Annotated in this window: 22 protein-coding genes; 2 read left to right on the forward strand and 20 right to left on the reverse strand. The window is 38.5% G+C overall.

Features of this window, described 5'->3' with window-relative positions; genetic code table 11:
• Window positions 1–129 precede the first annotated feature (129 nt).
• From MUG87_RS04970 to MUG87_RS05015, 10 genes are all read right to left on the reverse strand, one after another.
• Window positions 130–405 (reverse strand): HU family DNA-binding protein, encoded by a 276-nt coding sequence (locus MUG87_RS04970; protein ID WP_124563876.1) that lies wholly within the window; start codon window positions 403–405, stop codon window positions 130–132.
• Window positions 406–722: 317 nt separating this feature from the next.
• On the reverse strand, window positions 723–2,201 hold the full coding sequence (gene spoIVA / locus MUG87_RS04975) for a stage IV sporulation protein A (RefSeq protein ID WP_247086129.1): 1,479 nt from the start codon (window positions 2,199–2,201) through the stop codon (window positions 723–725).
• Between the two features lie 181 nt (window positions 2,202–2,382).
• Complete coding sequence (locus tag MUG87_RS04980) at window positions 2,383–3,096, reverse strand: hypothetical protein (RefSeq protein WP_247086131.1); 714 nt, start codon at window positions 3,094–3,096, stop codon at window positions 2,383–2,385.
• Window positions 3,097–3,113: 17 nt separating this feature from the next.
• Window positions 3,114–3,311: a DUF2768 domain-containing protein gene (locus MUG87_RS04985; protein ID WP_247086133.1), complete on the reverse strand. Its 198-nt coding sequence runs from the start codon at window positions 3,309–3,311 to the stop codon at window positions 3,114–3,116.
• Window positions 3,312–3,488: 177 nt separating this feature from the next.
• Window positions 3,489–3,740 carry a stage VI sporulation protein F gene (locus MUG87_RS04990; RefSeq protein WP_124563873.1) on the reverse strand — a complete coding sequence of 84 codons (252 nt, stop codon included), beginning with the start codon at window positions 3,738–3,740 and terminating at the stop codon, window positions 3,489–3,491.
• 154 nt (window positions 3,741–3,894) lie between these two features.
• Window positions 3,895–4,923, reverse strand: coding sequence for an NAD(P)H-dependent glycerol-3-phosphate dehydrogenase (locus MUG87_RS04995; protein ID WP_247086136.1), 1,029 nt, complete (start codon window positions 4,921–4,923; stop codon window positions 3,895–3,897).
• Between the two features lie 15 nt (window positions 4,924–4,938).
• Window positions 4,939–6,246 carry a ribosome biogenesis GTPase Der gene (der, locus tag MUG87_RS05000; protein WP_247086138.1) on the reverse strand — a complete coding sequence of 436 codons (1,308 nt, stop codon included), beginning with the start codon at window positions 6,244–6,246 and terminating at the stop codon, window positions 4,939–4,941.
• A gap of 109 nt (window positions 6,247–6,355) precedes the next feature.
• Window positions 6,356–6,544 carry a capping complex subunit for YIEGIA gene (locus tag MUG87_RS05005; RefSeq protein WP_124563870.1) on the reverse strand — a complete coding sequence of 63 codons (189 nt, stop codon included), beginning with the start codon at window positions 6,542–6,544 and terminating at the stop codon, window positions 6,356–6,358.
• Window positions 6,541–7,422, reverse strand: coding sequence for a YIEGIA family protein (locus MUG87_RS05010; protein ID WP_247086140.1), 882 nt, complete (start codon window positions 7,420–7,422; stop codon window positions 6,541–6,543). Before MUG87_RS05010 ends, MUG87_RS05005 begins: the two co-directional genes overlap by 4 nt.
• A gap of 2 nt (window positions 7,423–7,424) precedes the next feature.
• The gene (locus MUG87_RS05015; RefSeq protein WP_247086142.1) at window positions 7,425–8,018 is read right to left on the reverse strand and encodes a YphA family membrane protein; all 594 of its coding nucleotides are present in this window, start codon (window positions 8,016–8,018) and stop codon (window positions 7,425–7,427) included.
• 111 nt (window positions 8,019–8,129) lie between these two features.
• Between MUG87_RS05015 and MUG87_RS05020 the strand changes: the two genes are divergently transcribed.
• Complete coding sequence (locus MUG87_RS05020; protein WP_247086144.1) at window positions 8,130–8,264, forward strand: YpzI family protein; 135 nt, start codon at window positions 8,130–8,132, stop codon at window positions 8,262–8,264.
• A 136-nt stretch (window positions 8,265–8,400) separates the two neighbouring features.
• On the opposite strand, the gene fni is transcribed toward MUG87_RS05020, so the two are convergent.
• The 4 genes from fni to MUG87_RS05040 all read right to left on the reverse strand — a co-directional run bounded on the left by fni (window position 8,401) and on the right by MUG87_RS05040 (window position 11,907).
• A complete protein-coding gene (gene fni / locus MUG87_RS05025; RefSeq protein WP_247086146.1) occupies window positions 8,401–9,447 on the reverse strand; it encodes a type 2 isopentenyl-diphosphate Delta-isomerase in 1,047 nt (348 codons plus the stop codon).
• A gap of 13 nt (window positions 9,448–9,460) precedes the next feature.
• Window positions 9,461–10,603: a 30S ribosomal protein S1 gene (rpsA, locus tag MUG87_RS05030; protein WP_247086148.1), complete on the reverse strand. Its 1,143-nt coding sequence runs from the start codon at window positions 10,601–10,603 to the stop codon at window positions 9,461–9,463.
• A gap of 208 nt (window positions 10,604–10,811) precedes the next feature.
• Window positions 10,812–11,486, reverse strand: a complete 675-nt coding sequence (cmk, locus tag MUG87_RS05035) for a (d)CMP kinase (RefSeq protein WP_247086150.1) — start codon at window positions 11,484–11,486, stop codon at window positions 10,812–10,814.
• 211 nt (window positions 11,487–11,697) lie between these two features.
• Window positions 11,698–11,907, reverse strand: coding sequence for a DUF5359 family protein (locus MUG87_RS05040; RefSeq protein WP_247086153.1), 210 nt, complete (start codon window positions 11,905–11,907; stop codon window positions 11,698–11,700).
• 129 nt (window positions 11,908–12,036) lie between these two features.
• On the opposite strand from MUG87_RS05040, the gene MUG87_RS05045 reads away from it, so the two are divergent.
• Window positions 12,037–12,990 carry an asparaginase gene (locus MUG87_RS05045; RefSeq protein ID WP_247086155.1) on the forward strand — a complete coding sequence of 318 codons (954 nt, stop codon included), beginning with the start codon at window positions 12,037–12,039 and terminating at the stop codon, window positions 12,988–12,990.
• Between the two features lie 79 nt (window positions 12,991–13,069).
• Here MUG87_RS05045 and MUG87_RS05050 read toward each other — a convergent pair whose 3' ends face one another.
• The 6 genes from MUG87_RS05050 to MUG87_RS05075 all read right to left on the reverse strand — a co-directional run bounded on the left by MUG87_RS05050 (window position 13,070) and on the right by MUG87_RS05075 (window position 18,449).
• The gene (locus MUG87_RS05050) at window positions 13,070–14,044 is read right to left on the reverse strand and encodes a YpdA family putative bacillithiol disulfide reductase (RefSeq protein ID WP_247086157.1); all 975 of its coding nucleotides are present in this window, start codon (window positions 14,042–14,044) and stop codon (window positions 13,070–13,072) included.
• Between the two features lie 97 nt (window positions 14,045–14,141).
• Window positions 14,142–14,675: a peptidoglycan recognition protein family protein gene (locus MUG87_RS05055; protein ID WP_247086159.1), complete on the reverse strand. Its 534-nt coding sequence runs from the start codon at window positions 14,673–14,675 to the stop codon at window positions 14,142–14,144.
• Between the two features lie 85 nt (window positions 14,676–14,760).
• Window positions 14,761–14,964: a DUF3961 domain-containing protein gene (locus MUG87_RS05060; RefSeq protein WP_247086160.1), complete on the reverse strand. Its 204-nt coding sequence runs from the start codon at window positions 14,962–14,964 to the stop codon at window positions 14,761–14,763.
• 311 nt (window positions 14,965–15,275) lie between these two features.
• A complete protein-coding gene (locus tag MUG87_RS05065) occupies window positions 15,276–16,553 on the reverse strand; it encodes a Glu/Leu/Phe/Val family dehydrogenase (RefSeq protein WP_247086161.1) in 1,278 nt (425 codons plus the stop codon).
• A gap of 330 nt (window positions 16,554–16,883) precedes the next feature.
• On the reverse strand, window positions 16,884–17,489 hold the full coding sequence (locus MUG87_RS05070; protein WP_247086163.1) for a genetic competence negative regulator: 606 nt from the start codon (window positions 17,487–17,489) through the stop codon (window positions 16,884–16,886).
• A gap of 69 nt (window positions 17,490–17,558) precedes the next feature.
• On the reverse strand, window positions 17,559–18,449 hold the full coding sequence (locus MUG87_RS05075) for a MerR family transcriptional regulator (protein WP_247086165.1): 891 nt from the start codon (window positions 18,447–18,449) through the stop codon (window positions 17,559–17,561).
• Window positions 18,450–18,453: the final 4 nt, after the last annotated feature.

Consider the following 18,453-nt stretch of genomic DNA (forward strand, 5'->3'; position numbering starts at 1 on the left):
AAAAATGAACTATCACATAAAGAACTAGATAAATCTGTTACTAGCAGCTTCTCCCCCAACAGTAAAAAGACCCCACTTTATATAAAATGGAGTCTTTTGAAACGCAGCATTTATGTAGCGCTGTGTAGTTTATTGTTGAACCGCGTCTTTTAACGCTTTTCCTGGTTTGAACGCAGGTACCTTGCTTGCAGCGATTTCGATTTCTTCGCCAGTTTGAGGATTGCGTCCCTTGCGAGCAGCACGTTCACGAACTTCGAAATTTCCGAATCCGATCAACTGTACCTTATCACCATTCTTTAGCGCTTCTAAGATTGCATCAAAAACAGCATCAACAGCTTTTGTCGCATCTTTTTTTGCGATATCGCTTGCCTCCGCAACCGCATTTACTAAATCCGTCTTATTCATGCCATTCACCTCCTCCCAAAAGGACCACCCTATGAATGATAAGTGTGTCTTATCTTCATTTGTAGGCAATTTAAAGAAATTCTATACCACCATGGTGCAGATAATTTATTATCTTGCCCTATCTTATACGATAATTACGTATAATTCAATCTTTTTAAAGAAAATGTTACCAATATTTCTATACATTAATTACTCATTTATCAGATACAATATAATGGGACTTGTTGATTGAAGTGAAGAGGAATGAGACTCCTGAAAAAAGAGTCAAGAGAAGTCCCAACAAAAGCATAAAGAAACCCTCCACAGAGGAGGGTTTCTTACAAGATGATGGCAATTAAACCACCTGAACCTTCATTGATAATGCGTTCAAGTGTTTCCTTTAACTTATACCTTGCATTTTCAGGCATCAATGACAGCTTCGCTTGAATGCCTTCTCGCACAATAGAGCTAAGTGAACGACCGAATATATCAGATTTCCAAATAGATAACGGATTATCCTCAAAATCCTGCATTAAGTATCGAACTAGCTCTTCACTTTGCTTTTCGGTACCGATGATAGGTTCAAAAGTAGATTCCACATCAACTTTAATCATATGAATTGATGGGGCTACAGCCTTTAGCTTTACACCAAAACGTGCTCCATGGCGAATAATTTCTGGTTCATCTAGACTCATGTCAGCTAGTGCAGGAGCAGCAACGCCATATCCCGTTTGCTTCACCATGCGTAGCGCATCTGCTACTTGATCATATTCTGTTTTTGCATGAGCAAAGTCTAGCATAAGCTTCAGCAAGTGATCTTTACCGCGAATTTCTACACCGACAACCTCTTTCAGAATTTGGTCATACAGCTCATCTGGTGCATATAAATCAATTTCAGCAACACCTTGCCCCATATCAATACCAGCAAGGCTTGCTCGATCAATAAATTCGTACTGACTGAACTGCCACACTACACGATCTACATCGCGAAGACGCTTAATGTCTTTTACTGTTTCTTGTACAGCTTCTTGATAGCTTTGTCGCAACCAATGATTTTCATTTAGCACCATCACCCAGCTCGGCAGGTTCACATTCACTTCCAAAACAGGGAATTCATAAAGCGCTTCACGAAGTACATTTAACACATCACCTTCTCGCATACCTTCTACACTCATCGCAAGAACAGGAATGTCATATTGCCCAATTAAATGCTGACGCAATTGCTCTGTATCAGGATGATACGGCTGTACAGTGTTGATGACCATAATAAATGGCTTTCCTACTTCTTTTAATTCATTTACAACACGCTCTTCAGCTTCTAGGTAATCACGACGTGGAATTTCACCGATAGTACCGTCCGTAGTAACAACAACACCAATTGTAGAATGCTCTTGTATTACCTTGCGCGTTCCAATCTCAGCTGCTTCATGAAACGGAATCGGCTCTTCATACCAAGGTGTGTTTATCATACGAGGTCCATTCTCGTCCTCATAGCCCTTTGCTCCTGGTACCGTATAGCCTACACAATCAACCAACCTAATGTTAACAGCTAACCCATCTTCTACTTGAATAGACACTGCTTGATTCGGTACAAATTTTGGCTCTGTTGTCATAATTGTTCTACCAGCGGCACTTTGTGGTAATTCATCTTGGGCACGTTGGCGGTCTGCCTCGTTACCAATGTTAGGAATTACAACAAGTTCCATAAACTTTTTAATGAATGTCGACTTACCGGTGCGAACAGCACCTACCACTCCAAAGTAGATATCACCACCGGTCCGTTCAGCGATATCTTTGAAAATATCAATCTTTTCCAAACGAAATCCCCTCCTTGAGAGTTATTGGGAATGTATTTTTCATTCTAGTAGTCAGGACACTATATAAATATGAATTTGTCCTAATTTATTATGACTGTTTGTTGAAAAATTTTTTCCTTCATTGGACGAAGTAAAAAACCCTTCTTTTAGAAAGTTATTCCTAAACAGAAGGGTTCATGACTTATTGAACGAAAAAAATCGGCTCGTTATCTTTTATTGTATAAGGAAGAGAATACGCTGGGACAAATGGTGATTTTTCGGTTAATAGAAACCGAATATCCTGTCCCTCTTGCATTGTAACAACATTCTTACTTAGAATCTCGTATAAATCGATGCGATAGTCTACATATACCTCACCCTGTGCATCAATAACAAATGGGAGATTTTTTCCTGAATAAGGACTCTCTACAAATGGCTCCTCTTTATACTTTAGTTTTTGATAATCCAATGTATACACGCCGTTTGCTATCACTTTTTTAAAGGGCGGATACTTGTGTTCGTCTCGATACATCTTAATTTTCAGTTTAAGATTACGAATTTCTTCTGCAATCCGTAAATCAATTAATTTTACAGTTGGATTTGTTTCCACGTCAATGAGTACATATTGATATATACCACCATTTTCAAAGGCATTGCTAGGCGGTTCTTGAATAAATCTTGGAGAAAGTTTAGTAAATTCAATTGGATACTTTTGATAGAGCGGCGTGTCTATTTCTTTTGTTTTGATTGGTAACAAGCCACCATTTGCTTCTTTATACTGATTTACTGCACCTTGCACAATCTGCAATTGATCCGGATACGGTATTTGATTTTGCTGCAGTCTCTCTTGCGGGTACATGCAACCCGACAACATGTTTACACAAAATATAAATACCACCATCATTATTTTTTTCACAAATATTCACAACCTTTTTATTTACTAACAGGTCCACTAAACACGACCACAAAAATAATGAACCCAGAAACAATCATAAATGAATACGCTATAAAAGCAGTAATCCCTTTCAAAAATGGATTACGTATTTTATGACGACTCATTAAAATAAACAAGATAGCAATAAACATCATTCCCATCGCCCCAAACGAAAACCACATCTTCATTAAAGCCATATTTGCACCCCTTTATGTATCAATCCAACTTCTATTCTAGCAAATTATTTTCAAAAAATCAGTATAAATAAAAAACACCGAAACGAAAAGGGGCCTTTCGCTTCGGCTGACCAAAATTCCCTATTTAGCCCATGTATTTTCATACATTGTATCATATGCATTTTCTGCATATATTGTTTACTTTTTAAACATATTTCCTAATGTACTCAGGTCTGCAGGAAGGTTGTTGCTGATAATTGCTTTAACGATTTGATCCTCTTTTTCCTTAGGTACTTGACGACCAGCCATCGCTGCAACTTGATGAATTAATTGACGCAATACTTGCTCATCCTTTAAATTCGCATTTTGAACAGAGGAAGCTAATTTAAAAATATCCTCCTTATTTACTTTTGTTTGCTTTTCTACATTATCAAAAAAGTTATTTGACATAGGTACTACCACCCTCTCCTGTATTCTACACTTTAGTGTATGCACACAATTAAATTTGGTGAAAATACCTAGTTGCGAAAAAGAAGCTATCCCAAGTCGGGACAGCTTCTTTTTGTATATGTAAGTCAATCCTTAGGTCTTGTTACAACACAACTTATTTATATAGATTTGGAACTGCTTCTACCTCATGCTTACGAACACGCCCCATTAAAGAACCCACAGCTTCTTTCACATCCTTACCATGAAACAGCACTTCATGTAACGCTGCTGTGATCGGCATATCAACACCAATCTTATCTGCTAATTGATATGCAGCCTTCGTGGTTCGCACGCCTTCTACAACCATACCCATACTTTCAAGCACATCCTCCAAGGAATGGCCTTTACCAAGCAGGTTACCTGCACGCCAATTTCGGCTATGCACACTCGTACAAGTAACAATTAAATCACCCATACCTGTTAAACCGGCAAAAGTCAATGGATCTGCACCCATTGCCCTTCCTAAGCGAGCAATCTCCGCTAAACCTCGTGTTATCAAGGCCGCTTTGGCATTATCACCAAACCCCAGCCCATCTGTCATACCGGCAGCTAAAGCGATTATATTTTTAAGTGCTCCTCCAAGTTCTACACCAATAATATCAGGATTGGTGTAGACCCGGAAATATTCGTTATTCATAAACAGGTCTTGAACAGCTTCTGCTGCTTCCATATTTTTGGAAGCAGAAGTGACAGTGGTCGGTTGACGCAGTGCCACTTCTTCCGCATGACTAGGTCCTGATAACACTACTACATCACGGAGTAAATGTACAGGTAGTTCTTCTTCAATCATTTCTGAAATACGTTTTGATGTATCTGGTTCTATCCCTTTGCTTGCATGTGTAACTGTTACTGCATGTTTTAACACGGTGCGCATATTTGCTAATACTTCACGTATCGCTTTTGTCGGAACCACCAGAAGCACATGCTCAGTATCTTGCAATGCTTCTTCAAGCGATACATAAGCAGTTATTCCTCTCGGAAGCATAATACCAGGTAGATATTTATGGTTTGTACGACGTTGGTTTACCTCATCCATTTGTTCTTCACGTGCACCCCATAAACGAACTTCGTGACCATTGTCAGCAAGTACCATCGCTAGCGCTGTCCCCCAGCTGCCAGCTCCTACCACCGTAATTTTCCCCATCCAGCTTCAACCTCCTTAGTCTCTAGCCCTTGCAATAATTTTAATAGGTGTTCCTACAAAATTAAATGCATCACGAATGCGATTTTCTAAAAATCGTTCGTAGGAAAAGTGCATGAGTTCTGGTTCATTAACAAATACAACAAATGTTGGTGGCTTGATTGCAACTTGTGTTGTGTAATAAATCTTTAATCGTTTCCCCTTATGCGTCGGAGTTGGGTTCATTGCCACAGCATCCATAATAATATCATTTAGTACATTAGTTTGTACGCGCAATGTCTGATTTTCACTTACCATATTAATAACAGGTGCTAATGTATGCGTACGTTTTTTCGTTTTCGCAGATAAGAATACGATCGGCGCATAATCTAAAAATTGGAAATGAGCACGGATATTTTCTTCGAACTCATTCATAGTCTTTTCATCTTTTTCTACCGCATCCCACTTGTTAACAACAATGATAACAGCTTTACCAGAATCATGTGCATAACCGGCAATTTTCTTATCTTGTTCAATAATGCCTTCTTCCCCATCTAAAACAACTAAAACCACATCAGCTCGTTCGATGGCACGCAAAGCACGCAATACACTATACTTTTCTGTACTTTCATACACTTTTCCTCTTTTTCTCATCCCTGCAGTATCAATAATTACATAATCTTGACCATCTTTAGAGTATGGTGTATCTACTGCATCACGCGTTGTTCCTGCTACATTGCTGACAATAACACGTTCTTGTCCAAGCAACGCATTCACAAGTGAAGATTTACCTACATTCGGCCGTCCAATCAAACAAAACTTAATAGTTTCATCATCATAATCTGCTTCCGTTTGCTCAGGAAAATGTTGCGTTACTGCATCCAGCAAATCACCCAATCCAAGACCGTGCGATCCGGAAATAGGATATGGTTCACCAAATCCTAATGCATAAAAATCATAGATTTGTTCACGCATTTCAGGGTTATCAATCTTGTTTACAGCTAATACAACAGGCTTTTTAGATTTATATAAAATTTTTGCAACCTCTTCATCTGCAGCTGTTACACCTTCACGACCATTCGTTAAAAAAATAATAACATCCGCTTCATCGATTGCAATTTCCGCTTGTTGACGGATTTGTGTCATAAATGGCTCATCACCAATATCAATTCCGCCCGTATCAATAATATTAAACTCACGGTTCAGCCATTCACCCGCACTATAAATACGATCTCGAGTTACACCCGGAATATCTTCTACAATGGAGACACGTTCCCCAACGATACGATTAAAAATAGTAGACTTTCCAACATTCGGTCGCCCCACTATTGCAACTACAGGTTTCATGTATTTCATCCTTCCTATCTGTTAGCGTATGTAAAAAACCCTTCTTTTGCATTAAGAAGGGATGCGCAAGTTTTTATCATCTTCAAAACATGTACCATTATAGCATATTTCAAGCATGTTTCACAATAATATAAACATTATCCTGTAGCCTATGCGCAATTCCATCCAAAATCGCTTCTAAGTTACTCGCCACAAATTCCATCTCTTCTACAGTGGCGCAAGAAAACAAGGGAGCGCCTCCTGCAAATTTACTAACATCTGTGGTAATGACGGCCAATATCACCTTTTCAAGTATCATGAACGTCCTCCCGCTTCCGATGACATTCGAATTGCATTTTCTAGAGTTGGCGCATTTCCAATTACCTGTAATGCCTTTTCAACGTTTTGCTCCTGTGGCAATACAAATACACCCACCCGACCGTCATTGATGTCAAGCTTAGCAAGGGGGACTAGCGCTGGCGTACCAGAGTCACGAAACACCCCAAGTCCTACTGACACATCATGCAAGATAGCCTGTCTCTGTCCTAAATTAGCAAGAGTAATACGTGCGTCTGACGTCTTTGGTGTTAGTAAAAAGCCCATACCATATTTCATAATCTCCTGTTGTCTTGTTGGTAAACCAATATTCATAATATAAATATTATCAATATATAGCCCAGCTCCTTCAAATCGAATGGGAACATGTTCAATATGCACCAAATCTTTCAAACGATTTCCTGACATCAGCTTTTTTGATATGAAAAAGCTGATGATTGCCACAAGTAGACCTGCATAAAAAGATTTAAAACCAAGATAAGCAAATGTCGTAACAAACGAAGTGAAAATTACCAAATAATTGCGACTTTCAAAAACCAAAGCAATTCCTTCAATATATGTATGTCCCCGTGGTACTAATTCATATCCATCTAATTGCTGCAAAGTATTTCGTTCCATGTTACGTACATCACGAAATTGAGAGGCTGCCAATGTAAGGAAAGTAATTGCAGAAAAATCTTTTTTCATAATAGACGGAATGGCAACTGCTCCTAGCACTGCTGCAATAAATCCCATGGCAATATGAACAATTTTACCGTGCAACCGTGTTGGATATTGTCTGGAGTCTGTTCTAAGCATAATCAACCTTGTTAACATGCCAGCAGCCACTCCTAGTAAAATAGGATACGTATACTGATTCAAGTTTACCCCTCCTTGACTTGCTTTTGTTTAAATAACGGGACATATATGAAGTACTTCTTGACCCAATGTATGCAGCAGATGCTAGCAAAAGCGCATGCTATTATATCAAGAAATTTTGGGCTACCTATTTCTTGGTGAAAACCAATTGGATATAAGAAGATGCCTAATAGGAGTTCCCCTAGTACACCTCCAAAACATAAAACTAAGATTCGTGTTCCGGTTTGCTGCGCAACCAGACAAACTATGTATACCAGTAAAACGGTGAGTAGCCATGTACGCTCTATTACAATCCAAACTGGATCGTATATTTCTATAATATGAAATACTGCATACAGCATACCTAAGCTCCCTGCACACAACATATGATAAAAAGCTGACCACCAGCCCTTACTAGATAATTGCCACAATCCCCCTACCAACAACAGTATACAACTAGCTGAGATTTGCAAAGATGCAACGGTAATGTACGAACAAGAACTGATAATAAGTACCAATATAAATAATGCCCGCCAAGTTCGCTCTACACTTTTATCCATTAAAAATGTCGCTATAATCCATCCACACCAGGCAATAGCGTAAAATAAAATCCCATCCACCCCTACACCTCCTATGTTCACCAGTATAGGTACATTTTATAAAAAATAATCTCAAAAAAACTTGAATACTTTTCTCTATATCACAAACACTTGTATCAGGAGGTGAATTCCATGGGAAAAGACCGTCAAGAACGTAAAATGAAGCAATCACGTCGGACAGAATCGGATCGTGATCAATCATTACAATATAAAGGCGCAACGGGTTTAGACACACCGGAGCAAGCCCGAAAGCAAAATCAACACTAACAAACACTTGCTTTATGTAATATATTTTCATTTCGCGCCAGTTTCCAATTTTGTATACTATTGCGTTCAGTGAAATATTATGTTCTTAATAAAAATACTATCTTAAAAAACAAAAATGACACAGCTATAAGCTGTGTCATTTTCTTCTACTATATTGTTTTGTTTGAATACCCCTTTGTGTTAACCAATGGTGTGTATCACCCTTTATGACAAGTGGAACGCGTTGTAGCTCGGCAATTGTAGTAGCTCCTAGTGCTGTCATCATAAAACGCATATCCTCATGCATACACTCAATTTCTTCTATTAAGCCTTCTGTTTCTTTTTCCATAAAAACTTTTAGAAAATGGCCAGCATATCCTACTGCATTTGCCCCTAGTGCAATAGCCTTTATTGCATCAACCGCAGTTTGCATGCCACCTGAAGCAATAATGGATACTCCTTCTTCTACACCTTCTACAATAGATGCTGCAGTTGGGATTCCCCAGCTATTGAAATAAGTGAGCATTCTTGCTCGTCGCTCATTTTCGATAGTGGCGAAATTTGTTCCTCCAAATCCGCCAATATCAACAATAGTAACTCCCACACTGCGCAAACGCTGTACCGTCTCTTTGCTCATTCCAAATCCCACTTCTTTTACAATAACAGGAACTGGAACACCCTTTACAATTTCTTCAATTCGAACCAATGCATTTCTAAAGTCACGGTCACCCTCAGGCATTGTCAACTCTTGAATCACATTTAAATGAATTTGTAGAGCATTGGCATGAAGCATCTCGATTGCACGATGCGCTTGCTCTACACTCGCTTCACTTCCTAAGTTTGCTAGTACAACTCCGTTTGGATTTACTTGCCGTATAATCCGATAAGAACGCTCCTCATTCTTATCTTTAAGTGCCGCCATCTGTGATCCTACAGCTATCGCAATCCCCGTTTGCTTAGCTACTTCAGCCAATGCTGCATTGATACGCTCTGTTGCTTCACCACCACCACCGGTCATTGCATTGATAAAAACAGGCGAACTTAGAGAAAGTTCGCCTATTTCTGTGTGCAATGAAATGGCTGCACACGCAGTATTTGGTAAGCTTTGATGAACAAAACTAATATCATCCAATCCATGTGCACGAGATTGTCCGGTTGAAAGAGCGTAATTTACATGGTCAATCTTTCGTTGTGCCCTTGTCACAGTCATCACCTAATTACTTTTTTAATTTCTTTAATTGCTCACCAATAATATCTCCCAATTGGAACATAGAGGTATCCGCAGATGGTTGATATTGACTAAAGTCCTCATTTACTTCAGGCTCTTCCTCTTGTGTTTCTTTAATACTCAAAGAAATTCTTTTCTCTTTCACGTTCACTTCTAACACTTTTACTTGAACTGTTTCTCCTACTGTTAATACTTCATTTGGATTTTTAATGTGACGATTTGCAATTTGAGAAACATGAACCAATCCTTCTACAGACGGCATAATTTCAACAAAAGCACCAAATGCAACTAGCCTTCTCACTGTACCAGTAAGAATGTCACCAACTTTCACTTTGTCAGCTACCGCTTCCCAAGGACCTGGTTGCGCACCTTTAATAGATAAAGAAATACGTCCTGTATCCGCATCTACAGAAAGAACTTTTACTTTTACAACTTGTCCTTCAGCCAATACGTCAGACGGCTTTTCAACACGGTCGTGCGAAATTTGAGAGATGTGTACTAATCCGTCCACACCACCTACATTCACAAAAGCACCAAAATCAGTCAAACGCTGTACTGTGCCTTCTACTGTATCTCCTGCTTTTAAAGAAGAAATTGCTTCTTTCTTTTTGGTTTCCATCTCTGCTTCTACCACTGCTTTATGTGAAAGAATAACGCGATTTTTCTCACGATCTAACTCCACAATTTTTACAGTTAACGACTCTCCTTTATACGAAGAAAAATCTTCAACATAATGCGCTTCTACTAACGAGGCAGGAATAAAGCCGCGAACGCCCAAATCAACCACAAGACCACCATTTACAATGTCTTTAACAATTACTTCAAATGTTACTTTTTCTTCAAACTTTGCATATAGGGATTCCCATGCCTTTTCAGCATCAACAGCACGCTTGGAAAGGACAAGATCATCTTCTTCAAGCTTAATAACCTTAAGCTGTAATGTCTGCCCTTCCTGTACAGCATCGCTTGCAGTTTCAATATGAACATTTGCAAGTTCACTGATTGGAATTACACCATCTGTTTTGTAGCCAACATCCACAAGCACTTGTTTATCTTCCACTTTTGTAACTTGACCTGTTACAACATCGCCAACTTGCAATGTAGTAACTTCTTCATTCATCTTTTCAACCATGCAAATACCTCCCTAATTAAAATGGCTCAGCATATGTATATACGAAATGAGAAGAAATTCTCATTTGCATGCCCTGTATTTACTTTCATACACGCACTTTAGCAGACTATTTCAAAAATATCTTTCCCTACTAACTTCTAACAAATTGACGAATTTGTCAAGTCATTTGTCTCCATATAAAAATAAGGAATGGGTTAAGACCCATTCCTTATTGTGCTAGTTTCTTTACAGCAATATCCATAATCTTGTCCACAACTTCATTAATAGATAACGATGTTGTATCTAATTCAATCGCATCTGCTGCTTTGCGAAGCGGTGAAACTTCTCTTTCCGAATCCAACTGATCACGTTTTGCAATTTCTTGTTGCAACTGAATTAAATCTGAAGGAAAGTTTTTGGAAAGATTTTCAGCGTGTCGACGCTGTGCTCTTTCTTCCACAGAAGCCAAAAGAAAAATCTTAACCTCCGCATTCGGTAATACATGCGTACCAATATCACGACCATCCATTACCACGCCACCTTTAGAGCCTAGTTCCTGTTGTCTGCGCACCATTTCTTCACGCACTAAACGGTGCTTCGCCGTGATAGATACTTCATTTGTAACTTCAGGTGTTCTAATAATTTCAGTTACATCTTCTCCATTTATAAGAACAGTTTGACCGGATGCCGTATTCTCAAATGAAATGTCAATACTTTGTAAAATTTCAACAAGCTCGTTTTCACTATTCAAATCTACTCCGGTACGTTGTCCAGCAAATGTTAACGCACGATACATAGCACCAGTATCAATATACACGTAGGATAATTTAGCAGCAATAATCTTAGCAACAGTACTTTTTCCTGCCGCTGCAGGTCCATCAATTGCAATAGAAATTGGTTTCATAGTAAGCCCCCATTAAAACATAATGAAAAGCAGGGTGCTTCCCTGCTTTAGCACTTTTAATTATGCGTAAATTTCTCAAGCTATTGTATCATAAAAATTGACATAAATGCACCCATAAAATAAAACTTCAATTGAGGCAATCTTTTGCTTCATTCTTTACGTTAAGCGAGTGTCTTGGCAGAGACAATGAAGTACATCACCTATAGCACTTTTATATGAAAAGTTTCTCTAGTTTAACAACAGGTAATACAAAGCTGCATTTTATCACCTGCTCGGTAACCTCTTTCCATACCCCTTCATATAACACCAGCTTGTTTGTATACCGAGCAATTGGTTCGTATGTAAGTAGCACTTGACTTAAAACTAATAAAATGAATTGTGCTGTAACCAGTTTTATTAACATACGCTCAATCTGTTCCACGCTATTGTCACCTCTATGTTAGTTTGAAGCTTGGAGAAAAAATTATGCGCAACCTAATATTTTTTCATTGTCGAACTTTCCCTCTTCATGATATCGTCATAATGTATTGCTAAGAAAGGCGGACAGCTTATGAAAAATATTCTTGTATTGCATACAGGTGGCACAATTGCCATGGAGGAAGAACAAGGGTTTGTCAAACAACCAAACGATAACCCATTACTGCGTTTTAAATTGCCTTCGAATGAAGTTCATTTAATTGTAGAAAACGTATTTCACCTTCCTTCTCCGCATATGACACCAAAAGAAATGCTACAATTGCAGCAATTAATTGACACTCGCAACGATATTGATGGTGTAGTCATTACACACGGGACAGATACTTTAGAAGAAACAGCCTATTTTCTAGATTTAACCGTCCAAGCGAATATACCTGTTGTAGTGACAGGGGCCATGCGTTCTAGCAACGAATTAGGATCAGATGGATTGTACAATTTCTTGTCTGCTGTAAAAGTTGCAAGTAGCGAAGAAGCCAAAGGAAAAGGAGTTTTAGTTGTATTAAATGATGAAATTCACTGTGCAACGAATGTAACAAAGACACATACTAGCAATGTCGCTACTTTTCAAAGCCCACAGTACGGTCCTATCGGTCTTGTAACAAAGCGTGGTGTGGTATTTCATCAAGCCATTCTACATCGCGATAATTACAAGATTCATAATATAACAAAGCAAGCTTTACTTCTCAAAGCCTATGCAGGCATGGATGGTACAATGCTCGAGATTATCGAAAAACTCCCTGTAGACGGGTTGGTAATTGAAGCATTTGGTCAAGGAAACCTACCACCTTCCACTATACCGGTTATTAAAAGGCTGTTAAATAAAGGAGTCTCTATTGTCCTTGTCTCGCGTTGCTTTAATGGCATTGCACAAGATGTGTATTCCTATGAAGGGGGAGGCAAACAACTTAAGGAAATGGGTGTTATTTTCACCAATGGGCTTAGCGGACAAAAAGCACGTATCAAACTTTTAGTAGCTCTAGAAGTAGCTGCTACAACTCAAGATCTTGAACAAATGTTTCAACATTAAACACATTGAACAAATCATTTATACTCCTAAAAAAGAGAATGACTAAAATAATAAAAGAAGAGGACATCCTCTTCTTTTATTATTGCCGTTTTTTGATTTCTTGCGCTATTAAACCACCGTGAAAACGCCCATTCTCAATAAAAATTTCATTGGCATTGTTTCCAGCAGCAATTACCCCTGCTATAAATACACCCGCAGCATTTGTTTCCATTGTGTATTCATTATATACAGGTCTCCCTGTTTCAGAATCGATTTGCACACCCATACGCTTTAGAAAGCTGTGGTCTGGGTGATACCCCGTCATCGCAAATACAAAGTCATTAGCAATCGTAAATTGCTCTCTGTCCACACTATATGTTACATGCTGATCAGCAATCTCCTCCACACATGCACGAAAGACCATTTTAATTGTTCCATCACGTACTAATGCATCAAACTCTGGCAATATCCACGGCTTTACACTTTTAGAATATTCATTTCCTCGATATAAGACCGTCACCTTCGCACCTGCCTTCACAAGTTCAAGTGCCGCATCAACACTAGAATTTTTCCCTCCGATTACCGCGACATTCAAATCAAAATACGGATGTGCTTCTTTAAAATAGTGCGCAACTTTAGGAAGATCTTCGCCAGGTACACCCATATAATTAGGACTATCATAATAGCCAGTAGCTAAAATGATATATTTAGTCTGGTATGTGATTTCTTTGCCTTGTTTATTGGTACGCACAATAAATCCGTCAGCACTGCGAGTTGCTTCTTCTACTTTTTCAAAAGAATGAATGCGCAACTTTTTCCGTTTCACCACTTCTCGATAATATGCTAAAGCTTGATTTCGGACCGGCTTGCGATTTTCTGTAATGAATGGAACGTCACCAATCTCCAGCTTTTCACTCGAAGAAAAAAAGGTTTGATGTGTCGGGTAATGATAAATAGCATTTACAATGTTACCTTTTTCAATAATGAGCGCATCAATACCGACATCTTGCAGGGCAATTGCAGCAGCTAGCCCACACGGACCAGCACCAACAATAATGACATGTTCGTTTTTCATTTGCTTCAACTCCTTACTTACCTCAATATTATGTCACGAAACAAAAAATCTGTCCAAAAAGAAAATGCCCATCTATTTTGATGAGCATCACTTGTGATCAAGTACGAAAGGAAACATACATTCGATATACATCTGCTAAGAATTGCGTAAAAGAAATGCCTTGTTGCTTTAACACTTCAAGTGGATCAATTTTCCGAGCTGGATCTAACATTTTGTGCGTCACAATATCTTTTTTCGGATTCAGTCCATATCTTTGACATAGATATGCATGATACCATACAAATTTCGTATACGCATCCCAAAAGTTAATATCTCCTCCATAACAAAGTTCAACACCAATTGCCGCATTATTCGCATTGTAACCGTATATTTCGTTATCTGTAGGTACACTGTAGCGGACGTGATACGCAACCTCATCTAGTGGGATGATTTCAATAATCCGCTTATCGTCAATAAATGTATGCGCTGAGGACTTTGGTTGTACTTCTTCAAAGAAATCTCGATTTCCAATCGCATTGCTGCCCGGGTTACCTGTATCATGACAAACGATGAACCTTCTTTTTGGCACCTTAATTCCCGGACGTGAGTTACCGTAGGAAATAAACACTCTTTCTATTGGAAACATGACCATGCAAGCATCGCTCCCCGTTCATACTTCCTTATATATGTATTCCATCTATTTTTAAAACTAGAACTGATGTCCAATCAGGTAAATTTTATAAGTTAACCGCATCCATTACTACAGAAATGATAACCAAGCTTGTAAGAATGACAAACGAAGTGGCGTAAAAACCATAAAACCATAGCTGATCTTGTTTTGTCTCTAATCCAAAAAAATCATTTACATCAATTTTCATTCTCTCGGATGTTTTTTCTTTTTTCACTGGCAGAATATATGTTGCATCATATATTGCTTTCATTTAAACGCCCCCTCTGTTTTTACTTTGCCTACAAAAAGTATAGCATAAACAACAAAACCGAACAAGTGTTCTTTTTATTTTCTGCCGCAACTTTCCGTAAGTAATCTGCGGATTTTACCAATTCATTTATACGGAGCTTTCATGAACCTACTGTTTCGCTATTTCATTACCTGCTCTCGAAAAAATGCATGTTCTAGGATTCTGTTATTACTCTGCATCACACACCAGCTGTAGTACTTATATAAGTAATATATACACTTGTAAAATCTACAATTCATTCCATAAAAAAAAGCGATGATAATCATCGCTTTTTACACCCATCCTCTGAAGCGGCTTGCTTCAGCCATCTTTCTAACCCCTACCATGTAAGCGGCTAAACGCATATTCACTTTACGTACCTGCGACGTTTCGTAAATTGCATCAAAAGATTTTACCATTACTTTTTCCAAACGCTCTTCCACTTCTTCTTCGGTCCAGTAATAACCTTGGTTATTCTGTACCCACTCAAAATAAGAAACTGTTACACCACCTGCACTTGCCAATACATCAGGTACTAGCAAAATGCCTCGTTCTGTTAAAATTTTTGTAGCTTCTAGCGTAGTAGGTCCGTTCGCTGCTTCTACAACAATCTTAGCTTTAATATTGCTTGCATTGACTTCTGTAATCTGGTTTTCAATCGCAGCAGGGACCAATATATCACATTCAAGTTCAAGCAATTCTTTATTTGAAATTGTGTTTTCAAACAATTTAGTTACTGTTCCGAAACTGTCACGGCGGTCCAATAAATAGTCAATATCCAAGCCTTCCGGGTCATACAGAGCACCGTAAGCATCGGAAATACCGATTACCTTTGCTCCCGCATCGTGCATAAATTTGGCCAAAAAGCTTCCTGCATTACCAAAGCCTTGTACCACAACACGAGCACCTTCAATATTAATACCTTTTCGTTTTGCTGCTTCACGAATACAAATTGTTACACCTTTTGCTGTTGCGGTCTCACGACCGTGCGATCCGCCCAACACAAGTGGCTTACCTGTAATAAATCCTGGTGAATTAAATTCATCAATACGGCTGTACTCATCCATCATCCATGCCATAATTTGTGAATTTGTAAAAACGTCTGGTGCAGGTATATCTTTTGTAGGTCCTACGATTTGGCTGATTGCACGTACGTAACCACGACTTAGTCGCTCAAGCTCTCGGAAAGACATTTCGCGTGGATCACAAACGATACCGCCCTTACCTCCTCCATACGGTAAATCTACGATACCACACTTCAAACTCATCCATATAGAAAGGGCTTTCACCTCATTTTCTGTTACATTAGGATGAAAACGAATACCACCTTTTGTTGGACCAACAGCATCGTTGTGTTGCGCACGATAACCAGTAAAAATCTTTACTGTTCCATCATCCATTCTCACTGGAATTTTAACAGTCATCATACGTACAGGCTCTTTCAGCAATTCGTACACTTCTTGAGGATAGCCTAGTTTTTCTAGCGCTTCTTTGATGACAACCTGTGTGGGTTTCAATACGTCTAAGTGTTCTTCCCTTTGTTGTGCGTGATCTCCCTTATCGGCTACCATGATAAACCCCCTGTAATTTTCTTAATTCTTTTACATTGCTTAGTATACACCCTTGAAAGCGGAATGCAAATAGAAATCATTCAAAATTGGTATAATATTCTTCACTTTTTTGAAAACGGTTACAATTAAATTATAGTAGATTTTCTTTTTTTACAAAAGAGAAAACTTTACTTTCTTTTTTAAATAAAATAAGCGTAACCCCTTTCTAAATCAACAATGTAATGAATATTCACCCCCATGTATTTCTAAACAACATATTACTTTGTACTTGTACTCTCTTCTACATATTGACTCAACCATAAATTATATTAAAATAAAAAAACCTCAACTTTATTCGGTTGAGGTCTTCTCCGTTATAAAATATTGATATAGTTGTTGTATTGCTTTGGCAAACATTAACTCTTTACCATATTCAGCTAAGCGATAGATGGTAATGGTTGCGCTGTTTCCAAACTCAGCTAATAACGCAATCAACGATTCAGTAGCTATCTCACTTCCTTCTTCAAGAAGCAAATAAAATCGATTTTCATAAGAATATAATTTTCCACCTGTAACACCTAACGGATATAAGCGTTGCGCAAGTGCAATTATATCCTCAAAACACGCAAACTCATACAATATATCATCGCTTTCATCCAATGTTACTTGCATTTCTATAAACTCATCACTGAAATCTTCTTCCACCCCATTATCATGGAGTTCTTTTGTAACAATGACAACCATACCTTGAGCTTGGAGAGAAAATACTTCCACCGCAATAGGGCCATCTGCTTCAAACCCAAGTTCTTTATTGGCCTCATGCATCATATCACGGAACAATTGCTGTACTTTCGGCGCATTTTTCCATAAGTCTTCCTTAGTCAATCCTCTTTCAAATAAATCATCGAATGTAAGGAAGATTTTAATTTTATTGTAATTTAAACGTTCAAGCCTCATTTCTTAACCTCCTTGCCTCAAGCATCGCACCTCTATCCAGTATATGAAAGATTAAGTGGAAGGTTCTTGTTAAGCATTCGCCATCCACTTGTCCCATTCCTCTTTCGTCCCACCTAAGAGATACGGCTTTAATGCTTGCTTTTCTTGCTCAGGTAAAAATGCGAAAGCAATTCCTCCTAAACCCACTGAAAGATAATCATATTGCTCTCGCAACCGATTTGCAAGTTTTACAGTCGCAACAACACTGTGCGGCATTGTACTTGATAGAAATAAAAATTTGGGCTGTACTTCTTTAATCACAACATCGATGTCCTTCTCCTCAATGCTCGCTCCTAAATAAATTACCTGATAGCCCTTACGGCGTAAATAAATAGTGAAAATTAACAAACCCAGTTCATGGGACTCCCCGGGACCGCAAACCGCAATTACTTTCGGTAATACCGTGTTAACAGGTAGGTTGTGATAGATCATGCCAATTCTAGACCGTAAAAAAGACGTCGCATAGTGCTCATGTGCGCTTGTAATCTTTTTTGCCATCCACAAATCACCAATTTTGACCAGCACCTTAGCCATCACATCTATAGTCACCTTATCAACTGAGAAAATACTAAATGCCTCGTTTAAATACTCATGTGCTTTTACCTCATCAAATTGAAGAAGAGCATCTAAAATAGCTTCACTTAGCATTTCAGTTCGATCATCTTCCCGTTCATGCAAGCCCGTATTTAGTTGATTACTTTCTAGTAAGCTCACCGCCTGGCCAATCGTAAAGCCTTCATTAACCTTAGATAAAAGCCATCTCAATATTTTCACATGCTCTTCTGTATATAAGCGATGTCCTGCCTCATTACGTTTAGGAGCGATAATCTGATATCGTCTTTCCCAAGCTCTAAGTGTTCCCGCTTGAATACCAAGCATGTTAGAAACTGCTTTTATGTTGTACTTCCCTGATGTTCCCATATCC

This window comes from Ectobacillus sp. JY-23 (assembly GCF_023022965.1).
GTDB lineage: Bacteria > Bacillota > Bacilli > Bacillales > Bacillaceae_G > Ectobacillus.